Source organism: Arenimonas malthae CC-JY-1 (assembly GCF_000747075.1).
Classification (GTDB): Bacteria; Pseudomonadota; Gammaproteobacteria; order Xanthomonadales; family Xanthomonadaceae; genus Arenimonas; species Arenimonas malthae.
In genome coordinates this window covers 1-16807 of record NZ_AVCH01000189.1, presented here as the reverse complement: position 1 = coordinate 16807, position 16807 = coordinate 1, and the positions used below count along the sequence as shown (strand labels likewise).

The 16807-nt window shown below is 71.9% G+C and carries 17 protein-coding genes; 9 read left to right on the top strand and 8 right to left on the bottom strand.

Going from position 1 to position 16807, the window contains the following annotated elements:
* The coding region (locus N790_RS12390) for a sulfite exporter TauE/SafE family protein (protein WP_043804608.1) at positions 1–423 on the bottom strand (423 nt) is incomplete at its 3' end.
* 58 nt (positions 424–481) lie between these two features.
* Between N790_RS12390 and N790_RS12385 the strand changes: the two genes are divergently transcribed.
* From N790_RS12385 to N790_RS12375, 3 genes are read left to right on the top strand one after another with little or no spacing between them, the layout of a single operon-like run.
* Positions 482–2455, top strand: coding sequence for a transglycosylase SLT domain-containing protein (locus N790_RS12385; protein WP_043804604.1), 1974 nt, complete (start codon positions 482–484; stop codon positions 2453–2455).
* Complete coding sequence (locus N790_RS12380) at positions 2452–3393, top strand: complex I NDUFA9 subunit family protein (protein ID WP_043804602.1); 942 nt, start codon at positions 2452–2454, stop codon at positions 3391–3393. Before N790_RS12385 ends, N790_RS12380 begins: the two co-directional genes overlap by 4 nt.
* A 4-nt stretch (positions 3394–3397) precedes the next feature.
* Positions 3398–4618: a multifunctional CCA addition/repair protein gene (locus N790_RS12375; protein WP_043804600.1), complete on the top strand. Its 1221-nt coding sequence runs from the start codon at positions 3398–3400 to the stop codon at positions 4616–4618.
* Positions 4619–4659: 41 nt separating this feature from the next.
* On the opposite strand, the gene N790_RS12370 is transcribed toward N790_RS12375, so the two are convergent.
* Together N790_RS12370 and N790_RS12365 are read right to left on the bottom strand one after the other, a co-directional pair.
* Complete coding sequence (locus N790_RS12370) at positions 4660–5043, bottom strand: VanZ family protein (RefSeq protein ID WP_043804599.1); 384 nt, start codon at positions 5041–5043, stop codon at positions 4660–4662.
* Positions 5043–6227 carry a class I SAM-dependent methyltransferase gene (locus N790_RS12365; RefSeq protein ID WP_043804597.1) on the bottom strand — a complete coding sequence of 395 codons (1185 nt, stop codon included), beginning with the start codon at positions 6225–6227 and terminating at the stop codon, positions 5043–5045. The genes N790_RS12370 and N790_RS12365 overlap by 1 nt, the downstream gene beginning before the upstream one ends.
* A 58-nt stretch (positions 6228–6285) precedes the next feature.
* Here N790_RS12365 and N790_RS12360 point away from each other — a divergent pair, with 58 nt between their 5' ends.
* Positions 6286–7026 (top strand): pteridine reductase, encoded by a 741-nt coding sequence (locus N790_RS12360; protein WP_043804596.1) that lies wholly within the window; start codon positions 6286–6288, stop codon positions 7024–7026.
* Between the two features lie 84 nt (positions 7027–7110).
* Here the strand turns inward: N790_RS12360 and N790_RS12355 are convergent, their stop codons facing one another.
* Positions 7111–7944: a DUF6159 family protein gene (locus N790_RS12355; RefSeq protein ID WP_043804594.1), complete on the bottom strand. Its 834-nt coding sequence runs from the start codon at positions 7942–7944 to the stop codon at positions 7111–7113.
* A gap of 115 nt (positions 7945–8059) precedes the next feature.
* On the opposite strand from N790_RS12355, the gene N790_RS12350 reads away from it, so the two are divergent.
* Positions 8060–9724 carry a glycoside hydrolase family protein gene (locus N790_RS12350; protein WP_043804593.1) on the top strand — a complete coding sequence of 555 codons (1665 nt, stop codon included), beginning with the start codon at positions 8060–8062 and terminating at the stop codon, positions 9722–9724.
* Here the strand turns inward: N790_RS12350 and folK are convergent.
* From folK to tsaD, 3 genes are read right to left on the bottom strand one after another with little or no spacing between them, the layout of a single operon-like run.
* A complete protein-coding gene (folK, locus tag N790_RS12345) occupies positions 9721–10212 on the bottom strand; it encodes a 2-amino-4-hydroxy-6-hydroxymethyldihydropteridine diphosphokinase (RefSeq protein ID WP_043804591.1) in 492 nt (163 codons plus the stop codon). The two genes, N790_RS12350 and folK, sit on opposite strands and share 4 nt — an antisense overlap.
* A complete protein-coding gene (gene folB / locus N790_RS12340) occupies positions 10209–10565 on the bottom strand; it encodes a dihydroneopterin aldolase (protein WP_043804590.1) in 357 nt (118 codons plus the stop codon). The genes folK and folB overlap by 4 nt, the downstream gene beginning before the upstream one ends.
* Before the next feature lie 14 nt (positions 10566–10579).
* Entirely contained in the window at positions 10580–11593 is a 1014-nt protein-coding gene (gene tsaD / locus N790_RS12335; RefSeq protein WP_043804588.1) for a tRNA (adenosine(37)-N6)-threonylcarbamoyltransferase complex transferase subunit TsaD, read from the bottom strand.
* Between the two features lie 137 nt (positions 11594–11730).
* Here tsaD and rpsU point away from each other — a divergent pair, with 137 nt between their 5' ends.
* From rpsU to N790_RS12315, 4 genes are all read left to right on the top strand, one after another.
* A complete protein-coding gene (rpsU, locus tag N790_RS12330) occupies positions 11731–11946 on the top strand; it encodes a 30S ribosomal protein S21 (protein WP_002808376.1) in 216 nt (71 codons plus the stop codon).
* A gap of 76 nt (positions 11947–12022) precedes the next feature.
* Positions 12023–12469 (top strand): GatB/YqeY domain-containing protein, encoded by a 447-nt coding sequence (locus N790_RS12325; RefSeq protein ID WP_043804586.1) that lies wholly within the window; start codon positions 12023–12025, stop codon positions 12467–12469.
* A gap of 41 nt (positions 12470–12510) precedes the next feature.
* Positions 12511–14244, top strand: a complete 1734-nt coding sequence (dnaG, locus tag N790_RS12320; protein WP_043804584.1) for a DNA primase — start codon at positions 12511–12513, stop codon at positions 14242–14244.
* A gap of 73 nt (positions 14245–14317) precedes the next feature.
* Positions 14318–16264: a S9 family peptidase gene (locus N790_RS12315; protein WP_211251997.1), complete on the top strand. Its 1947-nt coding sequence runs from the start codon at positions 14318–14320 to the stop codon at positions 16262–16264.
* Positions 16265–16324: 60 nt separating this feature from the next.
* On the opposite strand, the gene N790_RS15340 is transcribed toward N790_RS12315, so the two are convergent.
* A partial coding sequence (locus N790_RS15340; RefSeq protein ID WP_156970070.1) for a TonB family protein occupies positions 16325–16807 on the bottom strand: 483 nt, incomplete at its 5' end.

Sequence of the window (16807 nt, the reverse complement as noted above, 5' to 3'; positions counted from 1 at the left end):
GGGCCCGCGCGGCGGGTCGGCGCGCTCGAGCCGAGAGCGCGGCCAGTCGAGCGCCATCTGCGCCGCGGCCAGGTAGCAGTACACCGCGATGAAGGCGCGCAGCCAGCCGCCCTCCAGGGACGTGGCCAGGCCGCTGCCCAGCCAGCCGCCCAGCATCAGGCCCGGCACCAGCCAGGCCACGGTGGGCCAGAGCACGCTGCCGCGCCGGTGGTGCGCGCGCGCCGAGGACAGGCCGGTGAGCACGATGCTGGCCAGCGCGGTGGCCAGGGCCACGTGCACGGCCTGGTCGGCGGGCACGCCCTGGGTGGGCAGCAGCCACACCAGCGCGGCCACCAGCACCAGGCCGCCGCCGATGCCCAGCAGGCCGGCCAGCACGCCCGCCACCGCCCCGAGGGCGAGGTAGAGCAACCAGGCAAGGCTCATGCGGCGCGGGCCGCGCGGTGGGCGGAGGACTCGGGGACCATGGGCTAGACTCTGCCTCATGTCGCGCCGAATTCCGAGTTTCCTGGCCCTTTGCCTGCTGGCCGGTGCCAGCCTGGCGCAGGACCGCCCGCCCGACCTGTCCGGCGAACGCCGTGCCGTGCTCGAGGCCTTCCGCCTGGCCGAACTGGGCCAGTTGGACACGGCCGGCCGCGCCCGCGTGGCCGACCACCCGCTGCTGCCCTGGATCGACGCCACCCAGCTGCGCCGGCGCCTGGCCAATGCACCCACGAACGAAGTGCGCGCCGCGCTGCGCCGGCACGACGGCACCGCCGCCGCCGACTGGCTGCGCGAAGCCTGGCTGCGCGAACTGGCGAAGCAGTCGCGCTGGGCCGATTTCCTGGCCGACTACCGCGACAGCCCCGCCGCCGACCTGCGCTGCGCCCACCTGGCGGCGCGCCTGGCCACCGGCGCCACCGACGCGGACTGGATCGCCGACGGGCGCGCGCTCTGGCTCACCGGCGAGGCGCTGCCGGCGGCCTGCGACACGCCCTTCAAGTCCCTGCAGTCGCTGGGCCAGCTCGATGCCGACCTGCGCTGGCAGCGCATCGAACTGGCCGCGCTCGCGGGGCAGACCGGCCTGGTGCGTTTCCTCGCCGGCGGCCTGCCGGCCGGCGACGCCGCGCTGGCCCGCGACTACGCCGATTTCCTCGACGCGCCGCACGCCCGCGCCGCCGGCTGGCCCAAGACCCCGCGCAGCCGCACCATCGCCGCCGAAGGCCTGGCGCGCCTGGCCAGGCGTTCGCCCGACGCCGCCGCGGCGCAGCTGGCCACGCTGGCGCCGGCGCTGGATTTCAGCGAAGCCGAGCGCGGCAAGGTGCTCTACCAGGTGGCGCTGTGGACGGTCGCCTCCTACCTGCCCGGCTCGCAGCAGCGGCTCGAAGCCGTGCCCGATTCCGCCTACGACGAACGCCTGCACGAATGGCGCGTCCGTGAAGCCATGCACCGGCGCGACGACGCCGGCGCCCTGCGCGGCATCGAACGCATGCCGGCCGCGCAGCGTCAGGACCCGCGCTGGCAGTATTTCGAAGCGCGCCTGCGCGAACGCCTGGGCCAGCACGACGCGGCGAAGGCGCTGTACCGGCAGGCCGCCACCACCGCCACCTTCCATGGCTTCCTGGCCGCCGACCGCAGCGGCCAGCCCTACGCGCTGTGCCCGCTGGAGCCGTCGAAGGACGCCGCGCTGCGCGCCCGCGTCGCCGGCCACCCGGGCCTGGTGCGTGCGCTGGAACTGTGGGAAATCGAACGCGTGCCGCTGGCCACCCGCGAATGGGCCGCGCTGCTGCGGGTGTTGTCGCCGGAGGAACGCAAGGTTGCGATCGAGTTCGCGCGCGACGTGAACTGGTACGACCGCGCCGTGTTCACCATCGGTGACACGCCCGAGGACCTGCGCCACTACTCGCTGCGTTTCCCGCTGCACCACGAGAACGTGCTGCGCCGCGAAGCGCGCCGGCACGGCATCGACCCGGCCTGGGTGGCCGCGCAGACGCGCGCCGAGAGCGCCTTCATGCCCAACGCACGCTCGCACGCCGACGCCCGCGGCCTGATGCAGCTGCTGCCCTCCACCGCCGCGCGCACCGCGCGCAAGCTCGGCATCGCCTTCGGCGGCGCGGCCAGCCTGTACCAGCCCGAGACCAACCTGGTGCTGGGCATCGCCCACCTGCGCCACGAGCTCGACCAGCACGGCGGCATCGCCTACCAGGCCATCGCCGCCTACAATGCCGGCCCGACCCCGGTGCAGCGCTGGAACCGCGACCGTCCCGGCTTCGACCCGGATTTCTGGATCGAAACCGTGACGTACAAGGAAACCCGCGACTACGTCGCGCGTGTGCTGGCCTTCAGCGTCATCTACGATTGGCGCCTGGACGGCAGCGCGGTGCCGGTGAACGAGCGCCTGCTCGGCCGCACCGTCGCCAAGTCCGCCCGGCGTCCCTTCGCCTGCCCCCTCAGCCCTGGTTCCCTGCCCTCGCCATGATTCCCCTCAAGCTCGTCGTCCTCGGCGGCACCGGTTTCGTCGGCCGCCACCTGGTGGCCCGCCTCGCCGCCGACGGCCACGCCATCACCCTGCTCAGCCGCAACCTCGGCGTGCACCACGAACGCCTGCTGCCACCCGGCGTGGTGCTGCGCGAAGTGGACGTGTACGACCCGGACGCGCTGCGCCACGCCTTCGCGGGCGCCGACGCGGTCATCAACCTGGTCGGCATCCTCAACGAGAAGGGCGACAACGGGCGCGGCTTCCGCCGCGCCCACGTCGAGCTGACCAAGCTCGTGCTGGCGGCGATGCAGCTGGCCGGCGTGCGCCGCCTGCTGCAGATGAGCTCGCTCAACGCCGGCCGCGGCCACAGCCATTACCTGAAGTCGCGCGGCGAAGCCGAGGCGGCGGTGAAGGCCTCGGGCCTGGACTGGACGATCTTCGAACCCTCGGTGATCTTCGGGCCGGGCGACGGCCTGTTCTGCCGCTTCGCCGCCCTCATCCGGCACGCGCCGGTGCTGCCGCTGGCGCGCGCCGGCGCCCGCTTCGCGCCGGTGTACGTGGGCGACGTGGTGGAGGCGATGGTGCGCTGCCTGCGCGATCGCCGCAGCCGCGGCGAGGTGTACGAACTCTACGGGCCGGACGTGTTCACCATGGCCGAGATCGTGCGCATGACGGCGCGCCAGTGCGGCCTGCGCCGCATCGTGCTGCCGCTGCCCGATGCGCTGGGCCGCCTGCAGGGCCTGGTGTTCGACTTCGTGCCGGGCAAGCCGTTCTCGTCGGACAACTTCCGCTCGCTGCTCACCGACTCGGTGGGCGGCATCGACGGCCTGCACCGCCTGGGCATCACGCCCACGCGCGTGGCGGCGAAGCTGCCGGAAATCCTGGGCCACGCCGCGGACCGCCAGGCCCGCTACGCCCGCTTCCGCGCGGCGCGCTGAGCCCATGCAACGCTACCTGGTCGGCGGCGCGGTGCGCGACCGGCTGCTCGGTCTGCCGGGCGGCGACCGCGACTGGGTGGTGGTGGGCGCCACGCCGGAAGAAATGATCCGGGCCGGCTACCTGCCGGTGGGCAGGGATTTCCCGGTCTTCCTGCACGCGCAGACGAAGGAAGAGCACGCGCTGGCCCGCACCGAGCGCAAGACCGCGCCCGGTTACCACGGCTTCGTCTTCCACGCCGCGCCCGACGTGACGCTGGAACAGGACCTGGCGCGCCGCGACTTCACCATCAACGCCATCGCCGAAGCCGAAGACGGCACGCTGGCGGACCCGTACGACGGCCAGCGCGACCTGGAAGCACGGGTGCTGCGCCACGTGTCGCCGGCCTTCGCCGAGGACCCGGTGCGCATCCTGCGCGCGGCGCGCTTCCTGGCGCGGTTCGCGCCGCTGGGCTTCACCATCGCGCCGGAAACCTTGCAGCTGATGCGCGACATGGTGGCCGCCGGCGAGGTGGACCACCTGGTGCCCGAACGCGTGTGGCAGGAGCTGAAGAAGGCGCTGGAGATGCCGAAGCCTTCCGCGGCCATTTCGCTGCTGCGCGACTGCGGCGCGCTGGCGCGGCTGCTTCCGGAAGTGGACGCGCTTTACGGCGTGCCGCAGCGCCCGGAATACCACCCGGAAGTGGACACCGGCGTGCACCTGGCGATGGTGCTGGACATGGCGGCGCGGCTGGCGCCGGGCGACGCGCTCATCGGCTTCTGCGCGCTCACCCACGACCTGGGCAAGGCGCTGACGCCGAAGGACCAGCTGCCGCGCCACGTGGGCCACGAACACGGCGGCGTGCGGCCGCTGCGCGCGGTGTGCGCGCGCTACAAGGTGCCGGCGGAATACGCGGCGGTGGCGGAAATCGTCTGCCGCGAGCACCTGAACGTGCATCGCCTGGCCGAACTGCGCCCCGACACCGTGCACGACCTGATCGCGCGCTGCGACGGCTTCCGCAAGCCCGAACGCATCCGCCAGCTGGCCGTGGCCTGCGAAGCCGACGCCCGCGGCCGCCTGGGCCGCGATCAAACGCCCTATCCGTCCGCGGCCCTGCTGGTGAAGCTGCACGCCGCTGCCGCCGCCATCTCCGCCGGCCACGCCGTGGCTTCCGGCCTCAGCGGCCCCGACGTCGGCGAATGGCTGCGCAAGGCCCGCATCGCCGCCATCCGCGACGCGAAAGAATAGGGGCGATCCGGCGCCGGCAGTTCCTGCGGACGCAGGCCCCGCTAAGGACCCAAGCGGCGATCCAGGCGAAGCAGCAGCGTGGCGGCCGGGGTGAAGGACAGCGACAGGCCAACCGCGACGCCGGCGGTGTTGGCCAGGGCATCGCGCAGGTCGCCCAGGCGAACGGTGGTGAGCGTGGCCTGCGCCAGCTCCATCGCCACGCCCAGCGCCACCAGCGACAGCGCCGCCAGCAGGTGCGCCCCGCGCGTGCGGAAGATCGCCACCGCCCAGGCCGTGAGCGTGAAGTAGGCGAGGAAGTGGCCGACCTTGTCGGAACCCTCGGGCCCGGGCAGCGGCATCGCCGGCAGCAGCGACAGCGCGATGCACAGCCCCCAGCCAAGCACCCACAGCCCCAGCCAGAGCCGGGGGCGACGGAAATCGCGCATCACAGCCGCCGGCTCAGGTCGCCGCGCGCGAACACCGGGCGGATGTCCACGCCGCGCTGGAAGGCCATGGCCTGGAAACGTTCGCCCATTTCGCCCGGCAGCGTCAGCCGCTTGACCTCGTTGGTGCGGCGGTGGCGCTCGACCGGGTCGGCGATGGCCTCGATCACCGCCAGGCGCTCGGCCAGCCCGCTGTTGAGCAGGAAGCTGGCCTGCGCGCAGTAGCCGGCCAGGTCGAAGCCCGCGCCCACGCCGGCCTCGGCCAGCGCGGTGAAGTCCACGAAGGCGGTGATGTCGGTCAGGCCCGGCAGGTGGAAGGGATTGCCATGCGCGCGGTGGCGGTAGTGGCACACCAGGGTGCCGTCGCTGCGCTCGGGCAGGTAGTACTCGCGGCGCGGATAGCCGTAGTCGACGAACAGCATCGCGCCGTCCACGAGCAGGCCGCCCACGGCCTGGATCCAGTACGGCAGCTGCGGCAACAGTTCGGAGCGGTAGCCGTCGGCGAAGGGCGCGCCGATGTCGCGTTCGACGTGGCGCACGGCCGCATGCAGCATCGCGTCGGCGGGTTGCTCCACGCTTGCCAGTTCGCCGTCGGCGCCCAGCGCCACGAACTCCTCGAACACCTCGCCGCCGCGCACGCTGAAACGCGGCGTCGGCAGCGCGTCGATCACCTCGTTGGCGAACAGGAAGCCGCGCCATTGTTCTTCCGGCGGGCCGTTGAGCCAGCGCACGCGGGCGAACACGTCCGGCGCCAGCGCCTCGCGCAGGCGTCCATGCTGGCGTTCGCGCAGGTCGGCGCTGGGCTCGAGGATGAGGTACTGCGCCGGCAGCGCATCGAGTTCCTGCAGGCGGCGCAGCGCGGCCTCGGCGAAGGCACCGCTGCCGCCGCCCAGCTCCAGGAAGTCGGCCTGGCCGCCCAGCTGTTCGAACACCTGCGCCGCGCACTGCGCCACGCATTCGGCGAACGTCGGCCCCAGTTCGGGCGAGGTGACGAAATCGCCCTCGGCGCCGAACTTGCGGGCGCCGGCGCTGTAATAGCCCAGGCCCGGCGCGTACAGCGCCAGCTCCATGTAGCGGGAAAAGGGAATGGCGCCGCCGGCGGCGGCCACCTGGGCCTTCAGCAGCGCCAGCAGGCGGTCGCTGTGGGCCTGCGCATCGGCGTCGGGGGTGGGGAGTTGCGCGCTCATGTTGGAATCTTCATGTGCCAGCGCGCAGGATACCGGCAAACGCAAGGAGCCCAGCCCAATGCCCGCCGAACGTCCCGTCGCCCTGGTCACCGGCGCCGCCAAGCGCGTCGGCGCCGCCATCGCCCGCCGCCTGCACGCCGCCGGCTACGACCTGGCCCTGCACCACCGCCATTCCGGCCAGGAGATGGCCGCGCTGGTGGCCGAACTCGAGGCCGCGCGGCCGTTCAGCACGCTGGTGCTGAAGGCGGAACTGGCCGATGCCGCCGCCCTGCCCGACCTGGTCATCGCCACCGAAGCGCATTACGGCCGGCTCGACGCGCTGGTGAACAATGCCAGCGCCTTCCGCCCCACGCCGCTGGGCCACGCCACGCCGGACGACTGGGACGAGCTGTTCGCCTCGAACGCGCGCGCGCCGTTTTTCCTGGCCCAGGCCGCGGCGCCGGCGCTGCGCCGGGCCGGCGGCGCCATCGTCAACCTGGGCGACATCTACGGCGAACGCCCGCTCGCGAAGCACCCGATCTACTGCATGGCCAAGGCCGCGCTGCTGATGCTCACGCAGTCGCTGGCGAAGGAGCTGGGCCCCGAGGTGCGCGTGAACGCCGTGGCGCCGGGCGCGGTGATGTGGCCCGAGGAAGGCAAGGCCGAACACGAGAAGGCCGCCATGCTGGCCGCCACCGCGCTCAGGCGCGCCGGCGACCCCGGCGACGTGGCCGAAGCCGTGCGCTGGCTGCTGCAGGACGCCCGCTACACCACCGGCCAGGTCATCCGCGTGGACGGCGGCCGCTCTCTCATCCTCTGACCCGATCCCTGTAGGAGCGGCTCCAGCCGCGACCGCTCTTGGCGAAATGCGGTCGCGGCTGAAGCCGCTCCTACAAGAGCGCTGTTATTTCGGGCGGAAGGCGGCCTGCAGCTCGCCGCCGGCGAAACCGGCCGGCGCGGCGCCGTCCACGGCGTAGCGGTACACGGCCGCGGCGTAGATGCCCGAGAGCGCCGCCTGCACCACCGCCACCAGGGCGATGGCGATGGCGCCGAGCACCGCGACGGCGATGGCCACGGTGGCGCCGGCGATCAGCGCCGCGGCCACGGTCAGCCCGATGGCCATCACCACCACCAGCGCGGTGACCAGGCCGAAGGCCAGGTTGATGCCCACGTTGCCCACCACGTTCTCGCCCCAGGTACGCTTGAGCAGGTCCACGCTTTCCTTCACCGCGTCCACCGGGCCGATGTCGCGCGACACCAGGATGGGCACCACCAGGAAGGTGGCCAGGGTCCAGGCCATGCCGATGAGGCCGATGATGATCTTGCCCACCGCGCCGGCGCGTTCGCCCAGCATCTTCAGCACCAGGCCGACGGTGGCCGCCAGCGCCGCGTAACCCAGGATGGCGCCGAGCTTGCCGCGCGCGATGCGCAGGCCGTCGGCCACGGTCGGGTCGCCGCCCTCGAGGCGGATCATGGCCGCGCCCACCAGGGCGGTGTTGAAGAAGAAGATGACGAAGTACTGGCTCAGGTAGAACAGGAAGCCGACGATCGCGCCCATGGGCCCGATCTCGCCGCCTTCGAACAGGCGCAGGCCCAGCACCGGCACCAGGAAGGTGGCGCCCACCAGCAGGGTGGCGATGGCGGAGATGACCGGGAGCAGCAGCAGTTCCTTGTCGGTGCGCAGCACGCCGGCGCTGGCCTTGACCAGGTGCCAGCTGCGGGAAACCTTGTCGAACATGGCGCCACCTCCGCGGGAATCGTGTGCTGATCATGCGATTGCGCCGGGGCCCCCGCAAGGCCGGAAGTCACCCCTGCGCTGCCTATAATCGCTGCAGGCCATTCCGGACGACCCGATGACCCTTCGCCTGCCCGCGTTCGCAGCAATCACCGGCCTGGCCCTGCTGGCCGGCTGCCAGCGAGCGCCTGCGCCCGACGCCACGCAAGCGCCCGCCACCGCCGCGGCCACGCCCGCCGACGCCGTGCGCGGCCGCGTCGCGGCGCACTGGTTCGGCCGCCAGTGGCCGAAGAACTTCCTGCCGGGGTTCCGCCGCGAACACGTCGCCGCCGACTTCGCCCAACTCAAGGCCGACGGCTTCGACACCGTGGTGCTGCTGGTGGCCTGGGGCGATTTCCAGCCGGTGTATTCGCCCTGCTGCAGCTACGACGAACGCGCCTTCGAACGCCTGCGCTTCCTGCTCGACCAAGCCGACGCCGCCGGCCTGGAGGTGATGCTGCGCCTGGGCTACGGCTGGAGCTTCCACCCCGACGCGGGCGACATCGGCGACCGCCAGCAGCGCGTGCTCAACGACCCGGCCGCGCGCGAAGCCTTCCTCGCTTTCCTGGCGCGCGTGTCCACGGAAACCGCCGGCCGCGAGGGCCTGGTACTTTCCTTCCTGAGCTGGGAAGACCTGTGGCTGCGCCGCGTGGACGAAAGCGCGGCGGGCACCTGGAACGAGTTCCTGGCCACGCGCCCCGCCGGCGAGCCGCGCCCCGCGGGCCTGCCCGACCCGGTCGCCGACGCGGCGCTTTTCCACGCCTACTGGGACTGGCTGCTGGTGGAGAAATTCGTCGCGCCGGCCGCGCCGCTGTTCCCGGCGCTGTCGCTGGAGGCGCGCGTGGACAGCGACCCGCGCTTCGAGCCCGGCCCCGACGGCGCGCCCGTGGTGGCCGAGTGGATCAGCCACGACGGCATGCTGCGCCTGCCCGCCGGCCAGCCGCTGACGATCTACTGGGCGCCCTACTGGGGCGCGCTCAACCAGGGCGAACAGCTGCCCGCCGCGCGCAGCCTGGAGCTGCTGGACGCGATGCTGGCGCAGCTGGCGGAAAAATCCGCCGCGCCGGTGTTCATCGACCAGTTCAACGTCGTGGACAACACCCCGGGCCACGAACACAACGCGGTGATCAAGCCCGAGGAGACCGCGGCCTTCCTGCACGCCTCGGTGTGCACGATGAAGCGGCGCGGCGTGCTCGGCTACGGCTACTGGACCACGCGCGACTACGCCGAAAGCCCGCTGCACAACCCCGCCTTCGGCTACGGCCTCGACGGCTGGACGCTGCAGCGCGCGCAGGGCGAGCCGGCGCAGGCGCTGGAAGCCCTGCCCAGCGGCGATTTCCAGCTGGCCTTCGCCGCCGGCGACCACCTGTCGCAGTTCGTGCCGCCGCGCCGCGGCCGCCTGCCGCGCGCCGACGACGCGCGCGCCGACCGCGCCTGCGTCGAGGCCGAGGTGCGCGCGCCGGGCGTGGTCGAAGTCAGCGCCGGCGGCAAGCTCGTGCCCTTGCGTTTCGAGGGCACCGGCCTGCAGCGCCGCTGCGTCGACATCGCGCCGCAGCCCGGCGCCGACGGCCTGGCCTTCGACGTGCACGCGCGCTCCGGCGCGTTCGCGCTGCGCGACCTGGCGCTGTTCGACCACGTGCAGTACGGCGGCCTGTACGACCTCGAGGGCCGCCCCGCGGCACTGCTGGAGCCCGTGCAGCGCATGAACCGCGACTTCCGCGGCGAGACCGCGCGCTGCGACTAGGCCAGCCGCAGCGGGTCGGTGGCCGGCGGCGACGCGGCCTCGGGGTGCGAGGCCCACAGCTCGGCCAGCGTGCGGCCGTCGCCGGGCACGCGGTATTCCGGTGCGATGTCGGCGAGCGGCTTGAGCACGAAGGCGTGGCGGAGCTCGGGCCGCGGCAGTTCGAGGTTGCCGGGGCCCTTGAGCACGCGCTGGTCGTAGAACACGATGTCCACGTCGATCGGGCGACTGGAAAAACGCGGGCCGCTGCGGTCGCGGCCCATGCGGTCCTCGAGCGCGTGCAGCCAGTCGTTGAGCTCGAAGGGATCGAGCGTGGTTTCAATGGCGGCCGCGGCGTTGAGGAAATCCGGGCCCTCGAAACCCACCGCCGGCGTGCGGTACACCGGCGAGAAGACCACCGCGCCGAAACGCTCGCGCAGCGCGTCGGCGGCGGCGCGCAGGTTCGCTTCCGCCTCCTGGTTGCTGCCCAGGCTCAGCCAGGCGGTGCTCACTTCGAACCGTAGCGCTCGATGATCACGCCCACGGCCTTGGAACCGCGCACGGCGCCGGGCTTGCTCAGCTTCAGGCGCACGTGGGAAACGCCGAACTCGCTGGTGATGATTGCGGCGCAGCGCTCGGCCAGGGTTTCCACCAGGCCGAAATCGGACTCGGACACGAACTGGATCAGGCGCTTGCTCACCGCCTTGTAATCGAGCGTGTCGGCGATATCGTCGGTGGCGGCCGGCAGCGTGTTGTCGAACGCCATCTCGATGTCGAGCACGACGGGCTGTTTGATCTTGCGCTCCCAGTCGTAGATGCCGATCACGCACTCGATCTCGAGCGCCTCGATGAAAACCTTGTCCATGGGGTGTCCGGGAATCAAACGGGGGGCAAGCTTGCCATGTCCCAGCGTGGCGTCACGGTGACGGCCGGGGTTTCATGCTGGCCGGCCTGCAGGCGCAGGGCGCCGGCGAAGGCGATCATGGCGCCGTTGTCGGTGCAGAAGGCCGGGCGCGGGAAACAGACGCGGCCACGGCGCTTTTCCGCCAGGGCCTGCAGGCGGGCGCGCAGGCGGACGTTCGCGCCCACGCCGCCGGCCACCACCAGGGTGCGGGCGCCGGTCTGTTCGAGCGCGCGCTGGCACTTGATGGCCAGGGTCTCGACCACCGCGTCCTCGAAGCCACGGGCGATGTCGGCGCGGGTTTCCGGCGTCTGGTCCGAGGCCTGCCAGGCCAGCAGCACCTGGGTCTTGAGCCCCGAGAAGCTGAAATCCAGGCCCGGCCGGTCGGTCATGGGCCGGGAGAAGGTGAAGGCGCCGGGGCGGCCGGTTTCGGCCAGGCGGGCCAGCTCGGGGCCGCCGGGGTAAGCCAGGCCCATGAGCTTGGCGGTCTTGTCGAAGGCCTCGCCGGCGGCGTCGTCCAGGGTCTCGCCCAGCAGGCGGTACTCGCCGATGCCGGCCACCTCCACCAGCTGGGTGTGGCCGCCCGAGACCAGCAGGGCCACGAAGGGCGGCTTGAGCGTGGGGTCTTCCAGCAGCGGGGCCAGCAGGTGGCCTTCCATGTGGTGCACGCCCACGGCCGGCAGGTCGAGCGCCCAGGCCAGGGCCCGGCCGGCGGCGGCGCCCACCATCAGGGCGCCCACCAGGCCGGGGCCGGCGGTGTAGGCCACGCCGTCCAGGTCGGCCGGGGCCAGGCCGGCCCCGGCCAGGGCCTCGCGGACCAGGGGCAGCAGCTTGCGCACGTGGTCGCGGCTGGCCAGCTCCGGCACCACGCCGCCGTATTCGGCGTGCAGGGCGACCTGGGTGTAGAGCGCATGCGCGAGCAGGCCGCGGTCGGTGTCGTACACCGCCACGCCGGTTTCGTCACAGCTGGTTTCGATGCCCAGGACGCGCATGTGGCTGTTTTTCGGGGCTTTCCGGCCGGATTCAAGGGAAAAACCCAGGACTGGCTTGCCTGCCGCCCCGGGACCCGCGTATCATACGCGGCTCGCCGGCCAAGCCGGGCGAAATCCACGTATCCAGGAATTCCACAATGCCGTCTGTCAAAGTCCGCGAAAACGAGCCGTTTGAGTTTGCGCTGCGTCGCTTCAAGCGCACTTGCGAGAAGGCCGGCGTGCTCGCCGAAACCCGCAAGCGCGAGTTCTACGAGAAGCCGACCCAGGAGCGCAAGCGCAAGGCCGCCGCCGCGGTGAAGCGCCAGCTGCGCCGCAGCTCGCGCGACGTCACCAAGCGCCAGCGCCTGTACTGAGTCGCGTTGCTTGCCAGAAAGCCGGCACGCGCGAGCGTGGCCGGCTTTTTGTGTTTCTGACTCCAGGAGAACCGAGATGAGCCTCAAGACCCAGCTGACCGAAGACATGAAGGCCGCGATGAAGGCCGGCGAGAAGGACCGCCTGGCGGTCATCCGCCTGATCAACGCCGCCATCAAGCAGAAGGAAGTGGACGAGCGCGTGGAGATGACCGACGCGCTGGTGCTGGCCGTGCTGGAGAAGATGGTCAAGCAGCGCAAGGACTCGATCAGCCAGTACGAGGGCGCCGGCCGCGAGGACCTGGCCGCCATCGAGCGCTACGAACTGGGCGTGATCGAGGCCTACCTGCCGGCCAAGATGTCCGAGGCCGAGGTGCAGGCCGCCATCGACGCCGCCAAGGCCGAAACCAACGCCGCCGGCCCCGCCGACATGGGCAAGCTGATGGCCGTGCTCAAGCCCCGCCTCGCCGGCCAGGCCGACATGGGCCTGGTCTCCCAGCTGGTGAAGAAGGCCCTGGCCGGCTGAGCATCCAGGCGCCGGCGGGTTTTCGGGCATCCTAGGCGGCGATGGCACGGATCCCCGACGCGTTCATTGACGACCTGCTGGCCCGGACGGACATCGTCGAGGTCGTGGGCTCGCGCGTGCCGCTCAAGCGCCAGGGGCGCGAGTATTCGGCGCGCTGCCCGTTCCACGACGAGCGCTCGCCCTCGTTCACGGTGTCGCCGAACAAGCAGTTCTACCACTGCTTCGGCTGCGGGGCGCACGGCACCGCCATCAGCTTCCTGATGAACTACGACCGCCTCGAGTTCCTCGACGCGGTCGAGGAGCTGGCCAAGCGCGTCGGCCTGGAAGTGCCGCGCGACACCCGCCAGCGCAACGAAAGCGGCGAGTCGCGCGAGCTGTACGCGGCGGTGGAAGCGGCCGCGCACTTCTTCCAGCAGCAGCTGCAGGCCAGCGCCAAGGCCAAGGCCTACCTCGAGCGCCGCGGCGTGGACGCCGAGAACCGCGCCCGCTTCGGCATCGGCTACGCGCCGGAGGGCTGGGAAGGCCTGAAGTCGGCGCTGGGCACCGACCCGCGCCGGCTGGCCCTGCTCGAGAAGGTGGGCATGTTCTCGCGCAACGACAGCGGCCGCGTCTACGACAAGTTCCGCGACCGGGTGATGTTCCCCATCCACGACCGCCGCGGCCGCGTCATCGCCTTCGGCGGCCGCGTGCTGGAGAAGGACGACGGCCCGAAGTACCTCAACTCGCCCGAGACCGTGCTGTTCCACAAGGGCCGCGAACTCTACGGCCTGTGGCAGGTGCGGCAGGCGCACGCGAAGATCCCGCGGCTGATCGTGGTCGAGGGTTACATGGACGTGGTGGCGCTGTTCCAGTACGGCGTGAACACCGCCGTGGCCACCCTGGGCACCGCGACCACGCCCGACCACGCCGAGCTGCTGTTCCGCAACGCCGCCGACGTGTACTTCTGCTTCGACGGCGACCGCGCCGGCCGCGGCGCCGCGTGGAAGGCGCTGGAATCGGTGCTGCCGCGCATGCGCGACGGCCGCCAGGCCTTCTTCCTGTTCCTGCCCGAAGGCGAGGACCCGGACACCATCGTGCGCAAGGAAGGCGCGGCCGGCTTCGACGCGCGCCTGGCGCAGGCGATGCCGCTGTCGGAGTTCTTCTACAACGAGCTCTCCAAGGACGTGAACCTGGCCGGCATGGAAGGCAAGGCGCGCCTGGCCGAACGCGCCAAGCCGCTGCTGGCGGGCATCCCCGACGGCGCCTTCCGCGACCTGATGCTGCAGCGGCTGACCGAAATGACCGGCGTCGGCCAGCGCGCAGCGGCGGCGGAACCGGCCAAGCCCGTGCCGTCGATGCGCGGCGGCCGCGGCGGCGCGCCGGCGCCCAAGCGCAGCCTGGTGCGCACGGCCATCGCGCTGCTGCTGCAGAAGCCGGCGCTGGCCTCGGCCATCGAGCCGCCCTATCTGTTCGGCGCGCTGCGCCAGCCCGGCATCCCGCTGCTGGTGGAACTGGTGTCGCTGGCGCGCGAGCGGCCGGGCATCACCACCGGCGCCGTGCTCGAGCACTTCGCCGGGCGCGAGGAGGAACCGGCGCTGCAGAAGCTGGCCCTGCAGGTCTTCCCGGGCGACGAATCCGGCTGGCGCGCCGAACTGCTCGACGCCCTGACCCAGCTCGACCGCCAGGTCCGCCAGCAGCGCGTGGAAGAGCTGCAGGCCCGCATCAACGAAGTCGGCATGTCCGGCCTCAGCGCCGCCGAAAAGGCCGAACTGCGCGACCTCCACGCCCCCCGCTGAGACGACCCCGCTTCACGCGACCGCGGCGGCCGGGGCGGCTATGCTCCGGGTTCCATTTCAAGGGGACCCCGGAATGCGAACGACCAGCCTGTTGTTGTGCCTGGCGCTGATGGCGCCGCCCGCGCTCGCCGAAACGCCCGCCGTCGCGCGGGTGGAAGCGGGCAACCGCGTCAGCGAGAACCTGCCGGAGGTGCCGGCGGAACTGATCGAGCGCCTCGACCGCTACCAGAACACGCGCGGCGCCAGCTTCGCCGGCTGGCTGGAGGACGGCAGCCTGGTGGTCACCACCCGCTTCGCCGAAACCAACCAGGCCCACCGCGTGCGCATTCCGATGGGCATGCGCGAGCAGCTCACCTTCTACCGCGAGCCGATCAACGCCGTCGGCACCGCGCCGGCCAAGGGCGCCGACGGCTTCGTGTTCGGCAAGGACGTGGGCGGCTCCGAGTTCTGGCAGCTGTTCTGGTACGACCTGGCCAGCCGCGACGTGACCCTGCTCACCGATGGCCAGCGCAGCCAGAACACCACCCCGCTGTGGTCGCATGACGGCCGCCAGCTGGCCTGGGCCAGCACCGCCCGCAACGGCACCGACTACGACCTGTGGGTGCGCGACATGGCCACCGGCGAAGCGCGCATCGTGCTGAAGGAAGGCGGGCTGTGGACGCCGATGGACTTCTCGCCCGACGGCAAGCGCCTGCTGGTGCTGCGCTACGTGTCGATCAACGAGTCCTATCCGGGCGAACTCGACCTGGCCACCGGCAAGCTGGAACTCTTCCCGGTGGACGGCGGCAAGGCCGCGTTCAATGCCTTCCGCTACGCGCCCGACGGCCGCAGCGTGTACTACGTGTCCGACGAGGAGCGCGAGTTCCTCACCCTGCGCCACCACGACCCCGCCGGCGGCGCGCCCACGCTGGTGAGCGGCCACGTGCCCTGGGACGTGTCCGAGCTGGCCATCGCCGACGACGGCAGGCACCTGGCCTATGTCACCAACGAAGACGGCATCGGCAAGCTGCGCGTGCTGTCCCTGCCCGGCCACCGCGAGATCCCGTTGCCCGAACTGCCGATCGGCGTGATCGGCGGCCTCGGCTTTTCGCCCGACGGCCAGCGCCTGGCGCTGACGCTCAACAGCGCCACCTCGCCCAGCGACGTGTACGTGGTGGAGCTGGCCACGGCCACGCTGGTGCGCTGGACCCAGAGCGAAGTGGGCGGCCTGGACGCCGCGAATTTCCGCGCGCCCACGCTGGTGCGCTACCCCACCTTCGACACCGTGGACGGCAAGCCGCGCACCATCCCGGCCTTCTACTACCGCCCCGAGGGCGAGGGCCCGTTCCCGGTGGTGGTGAACATCCACGGCGGCCCGGAAGCGCAGGCGCTGCCGGTCTTCAACCCGAGCATCCAGTTCATGCTCGAGGAGCTGAAGGTGGCGGTGCTGGTGCCGAACGTGCGCGGCTCGGCCGGCTACGGCAAGTCCTACCTGCAGCTCGACAACGGCTTCCTGCGCGAGGATTCCGTCAAGGACATCGGTGCCCTGCTCGACTGGATCGGCAGGCAGCCCGAGCTAGACGCCAACCGCGTGGGCGTGTCCGGCGGCAGTTACGGCGGCTACATGGTGCTGGCCAGCCTGGTGCACTTCCACGACCGCATCCGCGCCGGCATCGACGTGGTGGGCATCTCGGACTTCGGCACCTTCCTGGCCAACACCGAGAGCTACCGCCGCGACCTGCGCCGGGCCGAATACGGCGACGAGCGCATCCCGGAGATGAAGGCCTTCCACGACCGCATCGCGCCGCTCAACAACGCCGGCAGGATCACGGCGCCGCTGTTCGTGGCCCAGGGCTTCAACGACCCGCGCGTGCCGTGGACCGAAGCCGAGCAGATCGTGAAGGCCGTGCGCGGCAACGGCGGCGACGTGTGGTACCTGCTGTTCAAGGACGAGGGCCACGGCTTCCGCAAGAAGGCCAACAGCGACTACTTCGGCGCGGCCAGCGTGCTGTTCTGGCAGAAGCACCTGCTGGGCGAATGATGAAATCGGCGCGGGGCAGTGCTGGCTTCGCCAACACGGCCCCGCGCCATGCTCCTTTGGTCAGCGCCCGCCGCCAGGCTGCGGCAGGGGCTGCGCCTGCACCCGCGCCACGTGCTGGGGCGGCGGCGAATACGTGGGCAGGGGATGCACGACCGCTTCACCGGCCAGCGAATCCGCACGCAGGTTGCGGGTACCGAACGACACCGGCACCAGCACCGTGGCCGGCTCGGCCACGCCATTGCGGCGCGCCGGTTCGAAGCGCCAGCGCTTGACCGCGGCGATGGCATTGCGCGCATAGGTCGGGCCGAGTTTGTTCTCCGCCACGGCCACGTAGGCCGGCTTGCCGGTCGCGTCGATGTCCACCCGCATCAGCACCGCGCCAATCAGCACCGCATCGGCGCGCCCGGCAAGGTATGGCAGCCGCGCCGGCTTGGCCAGGACCGCGCGCGGCGGCTGGTAGTCCGCGCCAGCCGCGGCGCCTTCGGCCACCGTCACCTGCGGCGCCGGCGCGCGCGGGGCTTCGCCACGCGGGGTGGGCGGGGG